Genomic DNA, 19,414 nt, shown 5'->3' with positions numbered 1-19,414 from the left:
TGAGATGAAAAAGATATTGTTAGGGGCTGTTGCTTGTATTATTGTTGGTGTTATTGGTATATCGCAAACATATGCCAAAACAGTAGAAGAAGCGGAAAAAGGGGATACAGAAAAAGTTATTAAAAATAAAGCAATTAAAAAGTTAGAAATTGATGTAGATGCCGGAGATGTTATGATTCAAAAAGGAAATAATTCTTCCTTTTACGTAAAGCAATCAGGGCGAGTTGCGAAACAAAAAGTAAGTATTGATGAAGAAGGAGATACATTGAAAGTTCAGGGGAAAATTAAAAAAGGAGTTTCATTTGATTTTTCATTCTTATCTTTTGGATTTAAAACACCAAAAGTAACGGTTATTGTTCCGGAACGTTCATATCAGGAAATAAAAGCGAGTTCGTCAGCAGGTGATATAAGAGTAATTGATGTGAAAAGTGATCGTGTGAATGCGTCAACGCTTGGTGGAGATGTAGAAGTAGAGCGAGTAACGGCAAGTGAAGTGGAAGGATCTTCAAAAGCTGGAGAAGTGAATATGAAAAAAGTAAGTGGTAAAGTTGTGGCAGAAACAACTGGTGGAGATGTGGATGTTATCGATCATGATCCGAAATATGATGTGAAAGCAAGCACAACAGCAGGAGATGTCGATATTCGTTTACTAGAAAAACCAAAAGATGCAACAGTAAGTGGGAAAACATTCGCTGGAGAAGTGGAGATTTTTAAGGAAGAAACGAAGAGTGTAACAATTGGAAGTGGTAAAGTAAAGATTAGTGGACAAACTTCTGGTGGGGATGTAACAATTGAAGCGAACTAAAAAATAGACCAGTCCGACTGGTCTATTTTTTAGTGTAAATGACGATATACACCAATTACTTTTCCGATAATAGACACTTTATCCAAAAGGATAGGTTCTAAAGAAGAGTTTTCTGGTTGCAGACGGAAATGATCTTTTTCTTTATAAAAGCGCTTTACAGTTGCTTCATTTTCTTCTGTTAAAGCAACAACGATTTCCCCGTTGTAAGCAGATTGCTGTTGGCGAACAACAACTAAGTCTTCATCAAAAATACCCGCTTCAATCATACTATTTCCAGAAATACGTAACATAAATACTTTATCGGATCCAGAAACGAGGTTTGCAGGAAGTGGGAAGTGTTCTTCTACGCTTTCAACTGCTGTAATTGGTGAACCAGCTGTAACTTTTCCGACAATCGGTACGTGAACGACCGATTGCGTATCCGTTTCGATTCGGTCGGATCCTAAAATTTCAATTGCTCTTGGCTTTGTTGGGTCGCGGCGAATATAACCTTTTTCCTCTAGACGAGATAAATGTCCGTGCACAGTAGAACTAGAAGCAAGGCCAACCGCTTGACCGATTTCACGTACGGAAGGTGGATAGCCTTTTTCTTGTACTTTTAGCTTAATGAAGTCGAGAATGTCTTGCTGTCGTTTTGTTAACTTTTCCATGATTTCAACACCTCGTTTTCTTTCAATTTTCTTACTTATAAGTATAACATGCGAAAAAACATTCTACAAACATAAGTTCGAACAAAACGACAATTCATGATACACTAATAGAAAAATCGAAATAAGGAAGAGGGTTTCGAAATGAATGCAATCATTTATGCCCGTGTAAGCACAACGAAGGAAGCGCAGGAAACATCATTAGCACGCCAAAAAGATGAATTGTTGCATTTAGCTAAGCTGTATCAAATGAATGTTATAAAAGTTGTAGAAGAAAAAGCGAGTGGCTATAGCATTGAACGTGATGGGATATTAGAAGTGCTGGATATGATTCGTGATGAACAGGTCGATGTGCTTTTGATTCAAGATGAAACACGTCTCGGAAGAGGAAATGCAAAAATTGCTTTAATGCACTGTTTACATAAAGAAGAGGTAAAAGTGTATACACATACACATAATGGTGAATTACAGCTGTCTGATTCTGATTCTATGGTTCTAAATATTATTGGTATAGTAGAAGAATATCAGAGGAAAATTCATAATTTGAAGATAAAACGTGGGATGAAACGAGCTGTAGAAAAAGGATTTCGTCCAGAGAAAAATTTAAAAAACCGTCATTTAAGTACAGGGCGTGAAAAAAAAGAAGTACCAATTGAAGAGATTGTTCGTCTGCGCCGTAATGAATTAACATTTGAGGAAATTGCAGCAACGCTCCGTGGTTTTGGGCATGATGTATCAAAAGCGACAGTACATCGTCGTTATGTGGAGCATACGAAGCAAATGCTTGATAAACAAGAGTAACTATTGTATGATAATAAACAGTTTTAAGTAGAAAGGGGATTCGAGATGCTAAGTCACGAACTCATTGAACGCATTAACTTCTTAGCGAAAAAGGCAAAAGCAGAAGGTTTAACTGAAGAAGAACAACGTGAGCGTCAATCGCTCCGTGAACAATATTTAAAAGGATTTCGTCAAAATATGTTAAACGAATTAAAAGGGATCAAAGTCGTTAACGAAGAAGGTAAAGACATTACACCGGCGAAATTAAAAGCGTTAAAAAAGCAAGGTAATGAAAAGCTAAATTAAAGGATGGGCATAGCCCATCTTTTTTTGATTTTAGTAGAAATAGATAAGGATGTTAGTACTATATAAATCCATTTTGATTTTTCGACATATAGCCGCGGCTATGGATAACAAGAGGTGACCTGCACTCGTTTTCTCTCTTTGTTTTCACTTAGGAAAAGGATCTGACCGCTTCTATGCATGGTCGGATGCTCTCTCCCACCTAAAAAGAAGGGGTTTATGTCGGTTTTTTAATTTGTATTTATATACTCATCACTTCTTATTTGATAACATGCCAATTTTGGTTGGTTGTTGCTTCAATTGTACCTCGGTCTAATATATAATTCGCAATAAGCTCAGACATATCAATTGGTATATCTTTTATAATGGGCTTATTTTGATACATAGAATAATTTCCACCACCACTTGCACGATAATTGTTCATGACCACATCATACTCTTGATCAAATCGAATAGGAGACCCTTCATGTTGTAAAGAAATGACTCTTTGTCCAACTGGCTTTGAAATGTTTAATACATATGAAATTCCTTCCCACATATCGTAGTTATAATGCTGTGGTTTTGGTTCAATGAAAGAAGGATTTACAATGATATTTCCGTCCATATCTAGCGTGAAATATGTAGCAGATAGCTCAAGAGCCTCTTTTATATCTTTTCCTGTAACACGAATCACTTGTAATGTATTTGGATAAATATAATTCGAAACAATATTTCTCATTGTAATGCGATTTGGAAAGCCAGGTGCTTCATTATGAAACAGACTCGTACAAGAAATCTTTCCACCAGCCGCGTGCATCTGCACGTTATTTATGAATTCAATAAAGGCATGATCTTGTAAACGCGTTTGCATCACATCGTGGATCAGCATATCACCAACAATCGTACCAATTGGCTGATCTAACCATTCTTGCGTTTTTTTCTCATATGTAGATGTGAGTGAAAGTACCGTTTCATCTGCTGGAACATCTTCTACAGATAACAAGTCAGAATAACAATCTTTAACAATCCACTTATTATTGTGTTTTGTAAAGGAGACATGTACTTTTCCTAAAAATTGCCCATTGCAGCCTGCCTGTAAGACTGCCACACCGTTTACTTTTGTATGAGCAATATAACGATGTTGATGTCCTGTTAACAATATATCGATTCCTTCTACTTCTTGACACATTACGTATCCTTGATTTTCTCCAGTTAAAACTTCCGTTGGCTCTCCTGTTTGTAAATCACGTTCAAATCCACCATGGTATGCCACAATCAGTAAGTGTGGCTGTTCCTTTTCACGAATGTAAGCTGCCCATTTTTTTGTTGATTCTAGAGCGTCTTCAAATGTTAAGTTTTCAATATGATGTGGCTGTTCCCAGTTTGGGATGTAATGAGTTGTTACGCCCAATATTGCAACCTTTATATCAGGATGTATGTGTTTGATGAGATAGGGCTTTCCAAAGTAAGGCTTCATTGTTTGTTTATCTAAAATATTAGCGGCTAGGTAAGGCATATTTGCGTTCATAACAGCTTTGTTTAATATGTCCATTCCATAGTTAAATTCATGATTTCCAATAATCGCTGCATCATAACCAATATGATTGGCTATGATGGACATTGGATTTTTTTCTTCCTGCATATATTTGGCGTAGTAATAGGTGAGTGGAGTTCCTTGTATGAAATCACCATTATCAATTACGAGTACATGTTCATTTTGAGCACGTTCTTGTGCGATACGTGTAGAAATTTTTGCGATTCCTCGTTCTGTTTTCTCGTTATTCCGATATTGAATAGGAAAAATAGTGCCATGTACATCACTTGTTAGCAAAATGTCTATATTTACAATGTTTTCGGGAGTCAATGTTATCAACCTTCTTTTACTGTTATCTTATTCATAAAGCATAACAGATAATTATGATTGAGTAATATATAGAATGTTTAGAAAGTGTAAAGATTCTGTAAATTAAAGAAGAACTGGAAAAATATATGCTATATTTCTACATGTTTACAGCTCGTCATTTTATAATTCGAAAATTGGAGGCTTTGACATGTTTAAGAAAGTTTTAGCATTGGGTACGTCAGTAGCATTAGCGGTAGGTCTATTAAGCGGGTGTGGAACAAAGGAAACAAGTGGAAGTAAAGATACGAAAAAAGGGTATGTTCCCAAAACATTAAATGTTCAATTTGTCCCTTCGCAAAATGCAGATACGCTTGAAGCAAAAGCAAAACCGTTAGAAAAATTATTAAGCGATAAGCTTGACATCCCTGTCAAAGTAAGTATTTCAACAAATTACAACACAATTGTAGAAGCAATGGCATCTAAGCAAGTAGATGTGGGCTTTTTACCTCCAACTGCATATGTGTTAGCACATGAAAAAAAAGCAGCAAATGTGATACTTCAAGCACAGCGTTTTGGAGTTGATGATGCAACAGGACAACCGACAAAAGATCTAGTAGATTTTTATAAATCTGAGTTCGTCGTAAAGAAAGATTCTAACATTAATAGTATTAAGGATTTAAAAGGTAAAAAAATTGGTTATCAAGATGTGACATCTTCTGCTGGATATGTATGGCCTGCAGCTGTTCTAATGAAAGAGGGTATTGATCCATTAAAAGATGTGAAACCTGTTACATTAAAAGGGCATGACCAATCTATTATTGCTCTTCTCAATGGTGATGTGGATGCGGCAGTTGTATTCCAGGATGCTCGTAACATTGTAAAAAAAGACTATCCAAACGTATTTGATCAAACAAAAATTGTGAAATTTACAGAGGAAATTCCAAACGATACGATTACTGTACGTTCTGACATGGATGCTGATTGGGTGAAAAAACTACAAGATGCATTTATTGAAATTGGAAAGAACGAAGAAGGGCATAAAATTATTAAAGAAGTGTATTCACATGAAGGATATATCAAATCTGATGATAGTAAATTTGATATTGTTCGCGATTACGGAAAGAAAGTAAAAACGCAGTAACATATATGATGTTTTGAAATGATAACTGAAGATGGCCAACTAGCTGAAACGACTTTCGGTTTCCGCTAGTTAGCCTTTTTTTCACTTTATGCTTATATAACGTTAGGAAAGTAGGGAAGGTTTGTGATAGAGTTTCGTAATGTTTCTAAAGTATATTCCAATGGTACAAAAGGGTTAAATGGTATTAATGTAACGATACATAAAGGGGAATTTGTTGTTACAGTAGGATTATCAGGAGCTGGGAAATCAACGTTACTCCGGTCTATTAATCGTCTTCATGAAATTACAGATGGGGAAATTATCATTGATAGTCAATCCATTACAGCGGCAAAAGGAAAAGAATTACGTCGTATGCGCCGAGATATCGGTATGATTTTTCAAAGTTTTAATCTTGTGAAGCGCTCTACTGTGTTGAAAAATGTGCTAGCCGGGCGTGTTGGATACCATTCTACATTGCGCACAACACTTGGACTCTTTCCAAAAGAAGATGTGGAGTTAGCATTTCGCGCATTAGACCGTGTAAACATTTTAGAAAAAGCATATTCACGCGCTGATGAATTGTCGGGTGGACAACAGCAGCGTGTTTCCATTGCTAGAGCGCTAGCGCAAGAGGCAAAAATTATTTTAGCTGACGAACCAGTTGCTTCTTTAGACCCGCTCACTACGAAACAGGTTATGGATGACTTAAAGCAAATCAATCAAGAATTCGGGATTACAACAATTGTAAATTTACATTCTATCGATTTAGCAAGAGAATATGCAACCCGTATCATTGGGCTACATGCAGGAGAAATTGTCTTCGATGGGCCAGTAGAAGAAGCGACAGATGAAAAGTTCGCTGAAATTTATGACCGCCCTGTTCATAAAGACGAGTTTTTAGGAGGGGCAGCAAAATGAGCGAAGTAACCCTGAACAGAAAAACAATGCCACCCCCTCCAAAGAAATTGAAACATATGTTAACAATCATCCTTATGATTTTGTTGTTTTGGGGGAGTAGTGTACAAGTAGATGCGTCTTTTTCAAAGTTGTTAACAGGTCTTCCGAATATACTGGACTTGCTGAAAGAAATGGTACCACCAGACTGGAGTTATTTTGGGGCAATTACGAATGCAATTTTGGATACTATTCGAATGGCGATTATCGGAACGACTTTAGGGTCGATTCTCGCTATTCCGCTCGCCTTGCTATCAGCAAGTAACGTGTTCCCCTCTACTTTTTTATATGGACCAACTCGATTTATATTAAATTTAATTCGTACGATACCGGATTTATTATTGGCAGCAATTTTTGTTGCAATCTTTGGGATTGGACCGCTTCCTGGCATTTTAGCTCTTACTTTTTTCTCAGTTGGGATTGTCGCAAAATTACTTTACGAATCGATTGAAGCTGTCGATCAAGGTCCGCTAGAAGCGATGACAGCAGTGGGGGCAAATAAAGTGCAGTGGATTGCTTATGCAGTTATTCCGCAAGTAACAGCACATTTTGTTTCTTACGTATTGTATACATTTGAAGTAAATGTACGTGCCGCAGCTGTTTTAGGTTTAGTCGGAGCTGGGGGAATTGGTTTATATTACGATCGAACACTTGGGTTTTTACAATATCAGCAAACTGCTTCCATTATTATTTATACACTTATTGTGGTATTAATGATTGACTATATGAGTACGATACTACGGGAGAAATTATTATGAATGGGACGACAAAACCAATTCCAAAGCCAAAGAAACCAAGTTTATATCGCTGGATTATCATTGGTGCACTAGCGGTAATATATATATGGGCGTTTTCAGGTGTTCCAATTGATGGTATTAAGGAAACGGCTGGTCAAATTACAAAGGCCATTATGACAGGAATATTTAATCCGGATTGGAGCTATGTATCTTTACCAGATGGTGAGGACTTACTGCACGGACTTGTTGATACATTGGCGATTGCTGTTTTAGGAACATTTATATCTGCTTTTCTGTGTGTGCCGTTTGCGTTTTGGGCTGCAACAAATATGAGTACAGGAAAAATGACTTCTGGCACAGGGAAATTTGTATTAAGTTTTATCCGCACGTTCCCCGAATTAGTCATGGCACTTCTATTTATAAAAGCAGTAGGTCCTGGCTCTTTCGCCGGAGTTTTAGCTTTAGGGTTACACTCAATTGGTATGCTTGGGAAATTATATTCTGAAGGGATTGAGAATATAGATAAGGGACCTACCGAGGCGCTAGTTGCTACTGGAGCAAATCGCTTTCAAGTGCTTTGGTATGCGGTATTGCCGCAAGTATTACCGGACTTCTTATCTTACACGCTCTATCGCTTTGAAATTAACGTTCGTTCAGCGGCTATTTTAGGTGTAATCGGAGCGGGTGGAATTGGAACACCGCTAATTTTTGCCTTAAGTTCTCGTAACTGGTCACGTGTAGGGATTATTTTGCTTGGGATTATAATAATGGTTATCATCATTGACTTTATTTCTAGTTCTATTCGAAAACGGATTGTATAGTTCGCCTTATTCATGTGAGAGACCTTCCTCTATTTTAGGTATATACATTGCCTAAAAAGGAGGAAGGTCTTTCTTTCATAAATCTTTATTATTTTTATCTTTTCTTATTGACTCTAACGTTACGTTATACTTTATTGTATGTACTGAGGGAGGGCAAAAACGATGAAAATGAGAGTGAAAGAAGTAGCGGATTTAGTTGGTATTAGTGTGCGCACACTACATCATTATGATGAAATCGGGTTGTTAACCCCGGGAGAAACGACCGAATCTGGTTATCGCCTTTATTCCAATGAGGATCTGGAGATGTTGCAACAAATCTTGTTTTTTAAAGAACTTGGTTTCCCTTTAAAGAAAATTAAAGAAATTATCAATAATCCTTCATTTAATCGTGAGGAAGCGCTCATGTTACACCGTAAAATGTTGGTGGAGAAGCGTTCTAGACTGGATAAAGTGATTGCGACGATTGATAAGACAATTCAACATACAAAAGGAGAAATTCAAATGACGAACAAAGAAAAATTTGAAGGCTTTGACTTTAGCCATAACCCATATGAACAAGAAGCACGTGAGCGTTGGGGGGATAAAGCAGTCGACAAGGCGAATAAAAAAGCAGCGAATATGCCGAAAGAGGCACAAGAAGAATTTAATGCAATTTATAGGAAGCTTGCAACTCTTCGCAATGGTTCACCTGAATCAGAAGAATCTCAAGAAGCAATTCAAGAATGGTATGACTATTTACAAAACTTTGGGGAGTATTCACTGGATGCATTCAAAGGATTAGGTCAAATGTATGTCGATGATGAACGTTTTACGAAAAATATCGATCGATTTGGTGAAGGGTTAGCAAAATTTATGTGTGATGCGATGGCGGTTTATGCGGATCGTAATAAAAAGTAGGATTGTTTATAACTGAAAAGACGAGCTTCTCTATCTATATAGAAGTTCGTCTTTTTTCGTTCCATTAGAAGGAATTGTAGTGTTATTTATATAACGAAGGTTTCAGGAAATGCTAATGGACGATGAGGTGATAGGATGTTTCATTTTTGTAAAAGTTTATTCTTATTTGGCGCTATAAGCACTTGGCATCTAGCGAATGTACCACAGATACAAGAACAAGCTCCAGAGATTATAAAGACATATACAAACATACCTGAAATAGATAATTGGGTTACTGTTCCAAAAGACACCAAAGAAATTATTATATATGTGAAAGCAAAACATACAGAAACTATGTTGTTCTGGCTTATTCCAACAGGTACAGCTACGTGGAAAGAAAGGAAATTACTCGGATATGATACTGATGGAACAGATGGATGGTCTCTGAAGTGGCATGTGAGCGGGAGGATATTACATGATCATATCCATGTACAAGCACTTGGTTCTACATCAATAAGTAATGATTCAATTAATGTCCATTCGCAATTCAAATGAAGAGAAGGACACTCTTAACAAAAACGTTCCCTCAATTTATATATGGGATTATCGGTAACTAGTGAAAAGGTCAGATTCTAGGTGAAAAATAAGGAAATGCTTCCAGGTTATTATATGATGAAGGGAGATGATGAAAAAGCGGAGGGGATACTATGGCCTTACAACATGAATTTGTGTTTGTTTCACATGAAAAAAGAGAGTTAAGTTTTGAAGATTTTGATTGGATTGCAAAAAGTTTTGGTTATAAAAAAGATGCGGCAGTTGAAGACTGTGTCATATTAAGTGATGAAATTGTCCTATATTTGTTAGATTTTTTAAATTGGCTTCCAACATACATTCCTGCAAAAAGAGAAAAGGGATTTGGAATTCATTATTATGGTATTACAAAATTTGAAAAAGAAGGAGCAGAAAAAGCGATTGATTTATATCAATCATTAATCAGTATATTTTCGTTAGCACCTGAAAAAATAGAACTCACGGGATCATTTCAATGGACGAGTGATTGTAATACGGATGGAGAGTATGAAAAGATTTTTTTAAATCGGGATATTCTTTGTGCGGAATTAGAGTCTTTAGTTAAACTATGCTATAAAGTGAAAGAGGGGGAAGGATATCTTTTGCATTTCGGAGTTTAATGATCAAAACAAAATGAACAGATAATTCCTTTTGTTTGAAAAATATAGATATTGAAAAAGTATAACATATTGAATGCCCATACATTACGGAATTCACTAAGTTTTTTATAAAAAATCGAAAAAACATCAACATATTTGTCGATACATGTTGTATAATCTTGCAAGGAAAGATATCATATAGATGTGTAAAACGTTTACTAATATAAGTGAAGGGAAGAATAGCATGTCACATTCAATCGAACAACTTTCTATCAACACGATTCGCACATTATCCATTGATGCGATTGAAAAAGCAAACTCTGGTCACCCAGGAATGCCAATGGGTGCAGCACCAATGGCGTATACATTATGGACGCAATTTATGAAACATAACCCAAATAACCCAACGTGGTTTAACCGTGATCGTTTCGTATTATCTGCAGGTCATGGTTCAATGTTATTATACAGCCTTCTTCATCTGTCTGGTTACGACGTAACAATGGATGATTTAAAGAGTTTCCGCCAATGGGGAAGTAAAACACCAGGTCACCCTGAGTATGGTCATACTGCAGGCGTAGACGCAACAACTGGTCCACTTGGACAAGGTATTTCAACTGCTGTTGGTATGGCGATGGCTGAAAGACATTTAGCAGCGAAATACAACCGTGATGCATACAACGTTGTCGATCATTATACATACGCAATTTGCGGTGATGGCGACTTAATGGAAGGTGTTTCTTCTGAAGCTTCTTCATTAGCTGCACACTTAGGTTTAGGCCGACTTGTTGTGTTATATGATTCTAACGACATTTCATTAGATGGCGATTTAAATCGTTCATTCTCTGAAAGTGTAGAAGATCGTTATAAAGCATACGGCTGGCAAGTAATCCGTGTTGAGGATGGAAATGATGTAGAAGCAGTTGCGAAAGCAATTGAAGAAGCAAAAGCTGACGAAACACGTCCAACGCTAATTGAAGTAAGAACAACAATTGGTTTCGGTTCTCCAAACAAATCAGGAAAATCTGCTTCACATGGTTCTCCACTTGGTGTAGACGAAACAAAATTAACAAAAGAATCATATACTTGGACATTTGAACAAGATTTCCATGTACCAGAAGAAGTGTACGAGGATTTCCGCAAATCAGTACAAAATGCTGGTGAAACAGCACAAGCTGAGTGGAACACAATGTTCGGTGAATATGCACAAGCACATCCAGAATTAGCAAACGAACTGCAAACAGCAATGAAAGGTCTTCTTCCAGAAGGTTGGGATCAAAACTTACCAACTTATGAATTAGGATCAAAAACAGCAACTCGTTCTTCTTCAGGTGCTGTAATCAATGCAATTGCAGAAGCTGTACCATCATTCTTTGGTGGATCTGCAGACCTTGCTGGTTCTAACAAAACATACATGAATAACGAAAAAGACTTCACACGAGCAGACTACAGCGGTAAAAACATTTGGTACGGTGTACGTGAGTTCGCAATGGGTGCAGCAATGAACGGTATCGCACTTCATGGCGGTTTAAAAACTTATGGTGGTACGTTCTTCGTATTCTCTGATTACTTACGTCCAGCAATTCGTCTTGCGGCGTTAATGCAATTACCAGTAACATATGTGTTCACACATGACAGTATTGCAGTTGGAGAAGATGGACCAACGCATGAACCGGTTGAGCAACTAGCAGCTCTTCGCGCAATGCCAAACGTATCTGTTATTCGTCCTGCTGACGGTAACGAATCTGTTGCAGCATGGAAGTTAGCATTAGAATCTACAAATACACCAACTGCATTAATCTTAACTCGTCAAGATCTTCCAACATTAGAAGGTGCAAAAGACGATACGTACGAAAAAGTAGCAAAAGGTGCATATGTAATTTCTGCAAGCAAGAAAGAAACTGCTGATGCAATCTTACTTGCAACTGGTTCTGAAGTAAGCTTAGCAATTGAAGCACAAAAAGCATTATCACAAGAGGGCGTTGACGCAGCTGTTGTCAGCATGCCATCTATGGATCGCTTTGAAGCACAATCTGCTGAGTATAAAGAATCTGTATTACCAAAAACAGTAACAAAACGTTTTGCGATTGAAATGGGAGCTTCTTTCGGTTGGCATCGTTATGTTGGCTTAGATGGAGACGTATTAGCTATCGATACATTCGGTGCTTCTGCTCCTGGTGAAAAGATTATTGAAGAATACGGATTCACTGTAGAAAACGTTGTTCGCAAAGTAAAAGAAATGCTTTAATGATTTTTGAAAAATCTCTCCGGCATGGAGGGATTTTTCTCTGTAAATAAGTCTATTCGACAGAAAAAGTTTTTTCTCTCTCCACAGTCAGACAATCATTGCATAATTCCTTCTATATAATGAAGAGAAAAAGGTTGTCCAGATCGGGAGGGAAAGAATGAAAACGTATGAACTGTATTTAATTCAGGAAGATATTGCGAAGAAGTATTTTGGTCGTGAATTTTTATTGTTTGATCTGTTTGCTCGCTTTTCGGCATCTCGATCCCTTTCGGAAAAGAAAGTATTATACAAGCAGATGAAGTATATTACCATACCACTGCAGGTGATGAAAATTCATCATAAATTAGAACAAACTTTGCATGGTTGTGGGAAATATGAAAGAACACATCATACGCACATGTTTCATAAAGGCGATGAATATGGAGAAGTAACGGTAAAATCACAATATATTCGTATGAATACGTCAGGAAATGTAGCAATGGAAACGACTTTCTTTGAGGTGTTAAGGAAATGCGAATTGACATTTTTAGCAATGGATTATGATAGTAAACAGTATGGTTGGTTAAATCCTCTGAAACAAGCACGAACATATGTGTAAAAAATGTCGAATACAATCTTGTCTTATTTAAAAGGTTTTAGTACACTGTAAGGTAGACAACATGAAGGAGGAAAATATATGTCGATTTGGGTAGTTGTGCTAGTGGGCGTATTAGCACTAGTAGCAGGCGTGGCGTTAGGATTTTTCATCGCCCGTAAATATATGATGAATTATTTACAAAAAAATCCACCTATTAATGAACAAATGTTAAAAATGATGATGATGCAGATGGGACAAAAACCATCCCAAAAGAAAATCAATCAAATGATGAGCGCAATGAACAAACAACAAACAAAATAAGCGCTGTAGGGCACTCTCACCGAGTGCCCTTTCGTTTTGTTAAAAATAAGTGTTTAAAACTTTTAAAAATTCTGTATTTTTGGTAAACTGAAAACATCGCTCATTTTGAGATAGGGGGGATATCATGAAAGTCTTTTTAGACCTAGCGTGGTTTTTTAAACAAGAAAAACGAGCGTACATAATGGGGATTATTTTGTTGTTTGGCGTGGCGTTGCTTGAGCTTGTTGCACCAAAAGTAATTGGGATTGTCGTAGATGAAATTAGCAATCAAACGTTAACATCTGAAAAGCTGTTACAGTGGGTTGTTATTTTAGTTGTTGCCGGGGTTACGATGTATATATTACGCTACATATGGCGCATTATGATTTTTGGATCTTCCTTAAAGTTAGCAAGACAATTACGAAAAAAGCTATATGAACATTTTACAAACATGAGCCCGTCTTTTTATCAATCACATCGTACAGGAGATTTAATGGCACATGCAACGAATGATATTCAGGCGATTCAACAAACAGCCGGTGCGGGTGTATTGACGCTTGTCGATTCATTAGCAGTAGGTGGATGTGTGCTAGTTGCGATGGGCTTTACAATTAGTTGGAAGTTAACATTACTAAGTTTAATCCCAATGCCGATTGTAGCCATTTCAACGAACTATTATGGTACTTTATTACACAGACGTTTTCATAAAGCACAGCAAGCGTTTTCCGAAATTAATGATAAAGTGCAAGAAAGTATGAGTGGAATGAAAGTCATTCGTTCACTTGGTCAAGAAAAAGAAGATTTACAGGCGTTTCGTAAGAAGTCAGAAGATGTTGTACATAAAAATATGCTAGTGGCTCGCATTGATTCATTATTTGATCCAACAATTGCTCTTATTGTAGGTTTTTCATTTTTAATAGCTGTTTGTTATGGCTCATTATTAGTTGTTCGTGGTGAACTGACAATCGGTGAACTTATTACATTTACAACCTATTTAGGGACACTTGTTTGGCCGATGCTTGCATTCGGTTGGCTCTTTAATATTATGGAGCGTGGGCGTGCCTCTTATGATCGCGTTCAGAAGATACTATCACAAACTTCAGATGTCCAGAATAAAGAGGAAGCGGTACAAACGACGGCAAGCGGTAATATTACGTTTGCGATTCATTCGTTTTCTTATAAGAAAAATGATGTCTTGAATTTAGAAGATATTCATTTTTCTTTGAAAAAAGGTGAGACGTTAGGCGTTGTTGGGCGTACTGGTGCAGGAAAGACAACGTTATTGAAATGTTTAATTCGGGAATATGATCATTTCAATGGAACTCTGCAAATTGGAGATAAGGATATTCGTGATATGACGCTTCACGGCGTTCGATCTGCTATTTCATACGTTCCGCAAGATCATTTTTTATTTTCCGCAAGTATTGGTGAAAATATTGCATTTGGAAAAGCGGATGCCGTATATAAAGAAATTGCACATGCGGCTGATATTGCTTGTATTCACGACGATATCGTTCAGTTCCCAGAAGGATATGATACGGTAGTAGGGGAGCGAGGCGTTTCTTTATCAGGCGGACAAAAGCAACGTATTTCAATTGCTCGTGCTTTATTAACGAATGCCGAAATTTTAGTATTAGATGATTGCTTATCCGCAGTTGATGCAAAGACGGAAGAAACAATTTTAACAGCGCTCAAACGTGAACGTGAACAGAAAACGACGATTATTACAGCACATCGATTAAGTGCAATTCAACATGCAAACCTCATCCTTGTTATTGATGAAGGGAAAATCGTGCAGCGTGGTACACATGAACAACTAATGGAGCAAGAAGGTTGGTATAAAGACATGTATGAAAGCCAACAGTTAGAAGCGTTAGTTGAGCAAGGAGGCATATAATGGCTGAGAAAAAACGAAGCGACTTATGGCGATTGCTCTCTTATATGAAACCATATAAAGGGTTGTTGTCACTGGCGTTTTTATTCCTAGTTGGTGCAACTGTTACGGAAATGATGGGACCGTTTTTAATTAAGCAGTTTCTTGACGAACATTTAGTGCCACGCAGCTTTGAGCAATCTGCACTCATAACGCTCTTTGTGGTATATATGGTTGCTCATTTGTTAAAAGTATTGTTTACGTATTTGAATTTATTATATTTCCAAAACATTGCATTTAAAATTGTACAAGATATGCGGGTCGAAGTGTATGAGCATGTACAACGATTATCGCTCAGCTTCTTTGATCGTACGCCAATTGGTACCCTTGTATCTCGTGTGACAAACGATACAGAAGCAATTAAAGATTTCTATGTCGGTGTTTTATCAACATTTGTTAAAAATGTCTTCTTTTTAATCGGGATTTTAGTGGCAATGTTCTTACTCGATGTCAAACTTGCATTATATTCTCTCGTATTAATTCCAATTATGCTTACAATTATGACAGTGTATCGCCGGAAAAGTTCGGTTTTTTATTTAGAACTCCGTAATCAATTAAGTTTTTTAAATGCAAAGCTTAATGAATCCATTCAAGGAATGAACATTGTGCAAGTGTTCCGCCAAGAAAAACGGATGCGGAAAGAATTTGAAGAAGTGAATAATAAACATTACGGTGCGGGGCGACGTACATTAAAACTAGATGCATTATTTTTACGCCCAGCAACAGATCTTGTTCATATTATGGCTATCGTATTAGTGCTCACATTATTTGGAGTTGATGCATTAAATAGCCCAGTTGAAGTTGGGGTATTATATGCCTTTGTTAACTATATCCACCGTTTTTTTCAACCTGTCAATGAGATGATGATGAAACTATCTTTCTTCCAACAAGCACTTGTTTCTTCATCACGTGTCTTTCATTTAATGGATGAAAAAGATTTAGCACCTGTTCAAAAAGGAAATGCAAAACCGGAAGTACTTGACGGAGAAATTCAATTTAAAGATGTTACATTTTCATACGATGGAAAACGTGATGTTTTGAAAAATGTATCTTTCCATGTAAAACAAGGGCAAACGGTTGCTTTTGTTGGTCATACTGGAAGTGGAAAAAGTACCATTATGAACTTACTGATGCGTTTTTATGATATTAAATCAGGAAGTATTCTCATAGACGGTGTAAACTTAGAAAAATTCGAAGAGAAGGAAATTCGAAAGCGAATTGGACTCGTTTTGCAAGATGCTTTCTTATTTGCAGGGAATGTCAATCAAAACATTCGTATGTATGATGAAAGTATTACAAATGAAGAAATAAAAGAAGCTGCAAAATTTGTGCAAGCAAATGCGTTTATTGAAAGGTTACCAGAGCAGTATGATACAGAAGTGGTAGAAAGAGGAGCAGCGTTCTCAAGTGGACAACGTCAGCTGATCGCTTTTGCTAGAACGATTGCAACAAATCCGAAAGTACTCGTATTAGACGAAGCAACAGCAAATATTGACACAGAAACGGAAGAAGCAATTCAAACAGCGTTGCAGCGTATGCGAAAAGGAAGAACAACAATTGCTATCGCACACCGTTTATCTACGATTCAAGATTCTGATCAAATCTTTGTCATGCATGATGGGGAAATTGTGGAGAGAGGTACGCATCAAGAATTGTTGGGACAGCAAGGATTGTATTACAATATGTATTTACTACAAAATAAAGGAAGCCTTCAAAAAGCCTTGTAATATTAAGGTTTTGAAGGCCTTTTTTTTATTCTTTTGAAAATGATCACATTCATTTGAAGGTCTTTTTTCAGATTATGCAACAGTGTACAAACTCTTTGTTTTCGAATTTATTATAAAGGTTTAACTCTTTTTCAATTAGGTTTAATCCATCTAATTTGTAATATTTTATGTCTTATAGAAAAAGTTTTACCATGTTTCTATGCATGGTGTCCTAGTACTTCGGATGGCTAAATATTTTTCATAGTAAGTACATTTCCTTGTAAAATGAAATTTAATATTATGATGAAATGATCTTGTGAGAAATCTAGGAAAACTAAGGTGTATTGAGAAACATCCTTAATTTTTATTGATGAAAGGAATTGAGATCTATAGGGAGAATATCGTCTATTAAGAATAAAAAGGTGCTGCAAAAATCTACTATTCATAATGCAGCTGAATATCTAATTTAGCAATTTTAAGAGGATAATTGCTATTATATTCAGATGAAATAACGAGATACGTGTAAACTCTGCATCACCTTTCAGGAAAGGGAGGGTTTATTGTGTATACGTTTAAAAGATGTGTGATGTTGATTGCTGCATCCATTTTACTTTTTACTACTTTTGGTATTTCAAACGTTGAGGCGAATACTGCACCTGCGTATGGGAAAATGTTTCCACCAGCAGAAACTTTCACTCCAGGAGATTGGTTTTTAGGAGAAACACCTTTAAATTATGATGAAAATAGGCCTCCTATTGTTTTTGTTCAAGGGAGAAATGGAAGTGCGGATAGTTGGTATGGAGAAACAGTCTATCACAGTATGAATGATATGTATGATTATGCTTATCGTGCGGGATATCAAGCTGTTTTTGTTCAACTATACGATGCAGCAGGGAAGGGATCTGCTAGTCAGTGGGATAACGGTAAATTATTGGCTGCTAAGCTAGAGGAAATTTATAACCACTTTGGCAAGAAAGTTAATATTGTGGCACACAGTAAAGGGGGGATTGACACTCAAGCGGCACTTATTCAATATGGTGCGAATCGTTTTGTAGGAAAAGCCATTACACTTGCTTCCCCGCATTATGGATCAAATCTGGCAGATTTATCATACAGCTGGTGGGCTGGATGGCTCGCTTCATTGTTAGGACAAAGGGATAATGGAACATACTCTCTACAAACAGGAGAAATGGCACAATTTCGTTCCATAATAGATAACAACCCGAATGCTAAATTGAATCGCTATTATACGGTAGCAGGTACAAGTTGGGGACCAGCTTTCTCTGCCTTATCGTTGGGAGGGTTATATCTTTCTGCATATGGTTCCAATGATGGATTGGTTAATGAGTGGAGTGCAAAATTACCATATGGAACACATTTATTTACTGATTCTAGGTTTGATCATGATAATATCCGGAAAGGATCAGCCGTGTTTTCTCGAATTGAACCTTATTTGCGTACTTCTGTTGTTACATCAGTTCCATTTACTTCAAACAATAGTTCTCAAGAAACAACTGATGGTAAAAATATAACTTCTAATCAAAACGTGTTGGGTGGAGAACTAATACAAAATAACTGGGTTGATCAAACTTTTGCGGTAGATACAAAAACAGAAGGAGTTGTATCAGTCTTAACCGCATCTTCAGAAGTACAAATACAACTTATATCCCCATCTGGAAAAGTATATACGAATAAAGATAGTAAAGAAACTGTAGGAAACGAGGATTCTTATTTTAAGGGAGCTTCGATTCGGATATTCAAAATAGATCAAATGGAAATAGGACAATGGCATGTTAAAATACTGACGACTGGTCAAAAAGATGCGTATATGATTATTACCGATTATAAACAAGATGCTCCTTTTACTTTGAAAATGCCAGGGAAAATCAAGGCGGAAAAGGCAGAGTTTCAATTGAAACAATCTACTAAATCGTCAATAAATCAAGATAACCTGTCTGTCACTGTACGAGTTGTTGATCGGGAAGGGAAATTAGTATCACAATCGAGTCAATTACGAAAGTTAGATGCAATTACATTCACGGGCTTTTTGAATAACATCACACAATCAGGTGTGTATAATGTGACTATTGATATGAAAGGGCCTAATACAGAAGGTAAAGCCTATACTCGTACAATTGTACGTTCTGTCTATATTGAAAAATAAAAAGTATCTACATGAGTATGTTGATGTAGAGCTTATTCCATAATTGGATTGTTGATCATATTTTTGAACGTATTCTTTTCAAAAGATCTGGAGATACGTAAAAATAACGATTAAAAGATGCTTAACAAACAGTTACAAATGCAGTGAAACTTTGATCAGTGGGGGTCTTACTGCTGTTAATGCGGGATAAAGGTTTGTGAAAAATATACCATATTAAAATATATAATTGCTTCACAAAAAAATCTTAAAAAGGCCTTGCGAAAACAAGGTCTTTGAAGTCTTTTTTGTGAAGAAAGGTTTCAATATCATACGAAATGAAAATATGTATAAATTTTGAAGAGAGTTTTCTTGTTGCATAGTATAATAGAATAAGTGTAGTTTTATAAAATATAAAAATAGGATTTTTAAATGAATTCTGCTATTTAGAGAGAAAGTCATTTGGGCTTTGAAGAACC

At 36.6% G+C, this 19,414-nt stretch carries 18 protein-coding genes; 16 read left to right on the top strand and 2 right to left on the bottom strand.

Annotated features, from left to right (window positions below; genetic code table 11):
• Nucleotides 1–4 precede the first annotated feature (4 nt).
• A complete protein-coding gene (locus QRE67_RS16630; protein ID WP_286121294.1) occupies nucleotides 5–805 on the top strand; it encodes a DUF4097 family beta strand repeat-containing protein in 801 nt (266 codons plus the stop codon).
• Between the two features lie 29 nt (nucleotides 806–834).
• Here QRE67_RS16630 and lexA read toward each other — a convergent pair whose 3' ends face one another.
• The gene (gene lexA / locus QRE67_RS16625) at nucleotides 835–1,455 is read right to left on the bottom strand and encodes a transcriptional repressor LexA (RefSeq protein WP_286121293.1); all 621 of its coding nucleotides are present in this window, start codon (nucleotides 1,453–1,455) and stop codon (nucleotides 835–837) included.
• A 141-nt stretch (nucleotides 1,456–1,596) separates the two neighbouring features.
• On the opposite strand from lexA, the gene QRE67_RS16620 reads away from it, so the two are divergent.
• Together QRE67_RS16620 and QRE67_RS16615 are read left to right on the top strand one after the other, a co-directional pair.
• Nucleotides 1,597–2,253 carry a YneB family resolvase-like protein gene (locus tag QRE67_RS16620; protein ID WP_286121292.1) on the top strand — a complete coding sequence of 219 codons (657 nt, stop codon included), beginning with the start codon at nucleotides 1,597–1,599 and terminating at the stop codon, nucleotides 2,251–2,253.
• A 45-nt stretch (nucleotides 2,254–2,298) separates the two neighbouring features.
• Nucleotides 2,299–2,538 (top strand): DUF896 domain-containing protein, encoded by a 240-nt coding sequence (locus QRE67_RS16615; protein WP_286121291.1) that lies wholly within the window; start codon nucleotides 2,299–2,301, stop codon nucleotides 2,536–2,538.
• A 256-nt stretch (nucleotides 2,539–2,794) separates the two neighbouring features.
• Here QRE67_RS16615 and QRE67_RS16610 read toward each other — a convergent pair whose 3' ends face one another.
• The gene (locus QRE67_RS16610; RefSeq protein ID WP_286121290.1) at nucleotides 2,795–4,378 is read right to left on the bottom strand and encodes a bifunctional metallophosphatase/5'-nucleotidase; all 1,584 of its coding nucleotides are present in this window, start codon (nucleotides 4,376–4,378) and stop codon (nucleotides 2,795–2,797) included.
• 187 nt (nucleotides 4,379–4,565) lie between these two features.
• On the opposite strand from QRE67_RS16610, the gene QRE67_RS16605 reads away from it, so the two are divergent.
• The 13 genes from QRE67_RS16605 (at nucleotide 4,566) to QRE67_RS16545 (ending at nucleotide 18,959) form a co-directional block, all read left to right on the top strand.
• Nucleotides 4,566–5,498 carry a phosphate/phosphite/phosphonate ABC transporter substrate-binding protein gene (locus tag QRE67_RS16605; RefSeq protein WP_286121289.1) on the top strand — a complete coding sequence of 311 codons (933 nt, stop codon included), beginning with the start codon at nucleotides 4,566–4,568 and terminating at the stop codon, nucleotides 5,496–5,498.
• A 123-nt stretch (nucleotides 5,499–5,621) separates the two neighbouring features.
• Nucleotides 5,622–6,395, top strand: coding sequence for a phosphonate ABC transporter ATP-binding protein (gene phnC / locus QRE67_RS16600; RefSeq protein ID WP_286121288.1), 774 nt, complete (start codon nucleotides 5,622–5,624; stop codon nucleotides 6,393–6,395).
• Entirely contained in the window at nucleotides 6,392–7,189 is a 798-nt protein-coding gene (gene phnE, locus QRE67_RS16595; RefSeq protein WP_286121286.1) for a phosphonate ABC transporter, permease protein PhnE, read from the top strand. Before phnC ends, phnE (QRE67_RS16595) begins: the two co-directional genes overlap by 4 nt.
• Nucleotides 7,186–7,989, top strand: coding sequence for a phosphonate ABC transporter, permease protein PhnE (phnE, locus tag QRE67_RS16590; protein ID WP_286121285.1), 804 nt, complete (start codon nucleotides 7,186–7,188; stop codon nucleotides 7,987–7,989). The genes phnE (QRE67_RS16595) and phnE (QRE67_RS16590) overlap by 4 nt, the downstream gene beginning before the upstream one ends.
• Nucleotides 7,990–8,151: 162 nt before the next feature.
• The gene (locus QRE67_RS16585; protein ID WP_286121283.1) at nucleotides 8,152–8,886 is read left to right on the top strand and encodes a MerR family transcriptional regulator; all 735 of its coding nucleotides are present in this window, start codon (nucleotides 8,152–8,154) and stop codon (nucleotides 8,884–8,886) included.
• A gap of 135 nt (nucleotides 8,887–9,021) precedes the next feature.
• Complete coding sequence (locus tag QRE67_RS16580) at nucleotides 9,022–9,420, top strand: hypothetical protein (protein ID WP_286121282.1); 399 nt, start codon at nucleotides 9,022–9,024, stop codon at nucleotides 9,418–9,420.
• A 152-nt stretch (nucleotides 9,421–9,572) separates the two neighbouring features.
• Nucleotides 9,573–10,055 (top strand): coproporphyrinogen III oxidase, encoded by a 483-nt coding sequence (locus QRE67_RS16575; protein WP_286121281.1) that lies wholly within the window; start codon nucleotides 9,573–9,575, stop codon nucleotides 10,053–10,055.
• A gap of 223 nt (nucleotides 10,056–10,278) precedes the next feature.
• The gene (gene tkt, locus QRE67_RS16570) at nucleotides 10,279–12,279 is read left to right on the top strand and encodes a transketolase (RefSeq protein WP_286121279.1); all 2,001 of its coding nucleotides are present in this window, start codon (nucleotides 10,279–10,281) and stop codon (nucleotides 12,277–12,279) included.
• Nucleotides 12,280–12,436: 157 nt separating this feature from the next.
• Nucleotides 12,437–12,877, top strand: coding sequence for a sporulation inhibitor of replication protein SirA (sirA, locus tag QRE67_RS16565; protein ID WP_286121278.1), 441 nt, complete (start codon nucleotides 12,437–12,439; stop codon nucleotides 12,875–12,877).
• 78 nt (nucleotides 12,878–12,955) lie between these two features.
• Nucleotides 12,956–13,177 carry a YneF family protein gene (locus tag QRE67_RS16560; protein ID WP_098217765.1) on the top strand — a complete coding sequence of 74 codons (222 nt, stop codon included), beginning with the start codon at nucleotides 12,956–12,958 and terminating at the stop codon, nucleotides 13,175–13,177.
• 124 nt (nucleotides 13,178–13,301) lie between these two features.
• Nucleotides 13,302–15,053: an ABC transporter transmembrane domain-containing protein gene (locus QRE67_RS16555; protein ID WP_286121277.1), complete on the top strand. Its 1,752-nt coding sequence runs from the start codon at nucleotides 13,302–13,304 to the stop codon at nucleotides 15,051–15,053.
• Nucleotides 15,053–16,816 (top strand): ABC transporter ATP-binding protein, encoded by a 1,764-nt coding sequence (locus QRE67_RS16550; RefSeq protein WP_286121276.1) that lies wholly within the window; start codon nucleotides 15,053–15,055, stop codon nucleotides 16,814–16,816. The genes QRE67_RS16555 and QRE67_RS16550 overlap by 1 nt, the downstream gene beginning before the upstream one ends.
• Nucleotides 16,817–17,381: 565 nt before the next feature.
• Nucleotides 17,382–18,959: a lipase family alpha/beta hydrolase gene (locus QRE67_RS16545; RefSeq protein ID WP_286125305.1), complete on the top strand. Its 1,578-nt coding sequence runs from the start codon at nucleotides 17,382–17,384 to the stop codon at nucleotides 18,957–18,959.
• The last annotated feature ends 455 nt before the right edge of the window (nucleotides 18,960–19,414 follow it).

Origin of the sequence: Bacillus sp. DX3.1 (assembly GCF_030292155.1) — a bacterium.
In the GTDB taxonomy this organism is placed as follows: Bacteria; Bacillota; Bacilli; order Bacillales; family Bacillaceae_G; genus Bacillus_A.
This window is presented reverse-complemented; position numbering and strand designations above follow the sequence as displayed.

Bases quoted from the DNA above. Each gene is read 5' to 3' on its own strand.
- QRE67_RS16585 (WP_286121283.1), top strand. From the start codon at position 8,152: ATGAAAATGAGAGTGAAAGAAGTAGCGGATTTAGTTGGTATTAGTGTG.
- lexA (WP_286121293.1), bottom strand. From the start codon at position 1,455: ATGGAAAAGTTAACAAAACGACAGCAAGACATTCTCGACTTCATTAAG.
- QRE67_RS16615 (WP_286121291.1), top strand. From the start codon at position 2,299: ATGCTAAGTCACGAACTCATTGAACGCATTAACTTCTTAGCGAAAAAG.
- QRE67_RS16620 (WP_286121292.1), top strand. From the start codon at position 1,597: ATGAATGCAATCATTTATGCCCGTGTAAGCACAACGAAGGAAGCGCAG.
- QRE67_RS16555 (WP_286121277.1), top strand. From the start codon at position 13,302: ATGAAAGTCTTTTTAGACCTAGCGTGGTTTTTTAAACAAGAAAAACGA.
- tkt (WP_286121279.1), top strand. From the start codon at position 10,279: ATGTCACATTCAATCGAACAACTTTCTATCAACACGATTCGCACATTA.
- QRE67_RS16630 (WP_286121294.1), top strand. From the start codon at position 5: ATGAAAAAGATATTGTTAGGGGCTGTTGCTTGTATTATTGTTGGTGTT.
- QRE67_RS16550 (WP_286121276.1), top strand. From the start codon at position 15,053: ATGGCTGAGAAAAAACGAAGCGACTTATGGCGATTGCTCTCTTATATG.
- sirA (WP_286121278.1), top strand. From the start codon at position 12,437: ATGAAAACGTATGAACTGTATTTAATTCAGGAAGATATTGCGAAGAAG.
- QRE67_RS16580 (WP_286121282.1), top strand. From the start codon at position 9,022: ATGTTTCATTTTTGTAAAAGTTTATTCTTATTTGGCGCTATAAGCACT.
- phnE (WP_286121285.1), top strand. From the start codon at position 7,186: ATGAATGGGACGACAAAACCAATTCCAAAGCCAAAGAAACCAAGTTTA.
- QRE67_RS16545 (WP_286125305.1), top strand. From the start codon at position 17,382: ATGTTGATTGCTGCATCCATTTTACTTTTTACTACTTTTGGTATTTCA.
- QRE67_RS16605 (WP_286121289.1), top strand. From the start codon at position 4,566: ATGTTTAAGAAAGTTTTAGCATTGGGTACGTCAGTAGCATTAGCGGTA.
- QRE67_RS16575 (WP_286121281.1), top strand. From the start codon at position 9,573: ATGGCCTTACAACATGAATTTGTGTTTGTTTCACATGAAAAAAGAGAG.
- phnE (WP_286121286.1), top strand. From the start codon at position 6,392: ATGAGCGAAGTAACCCTGAACAGAAAAACAATGCCACCCCCTCCAAAG.
- QRE67_RS16560 (WP_098217765.1), top strand. From the start codon at position 12,956: ATGTCGATTTGGGTAGTTGTGCTAGTGGGCGTATTAGCACTAGTAGCA.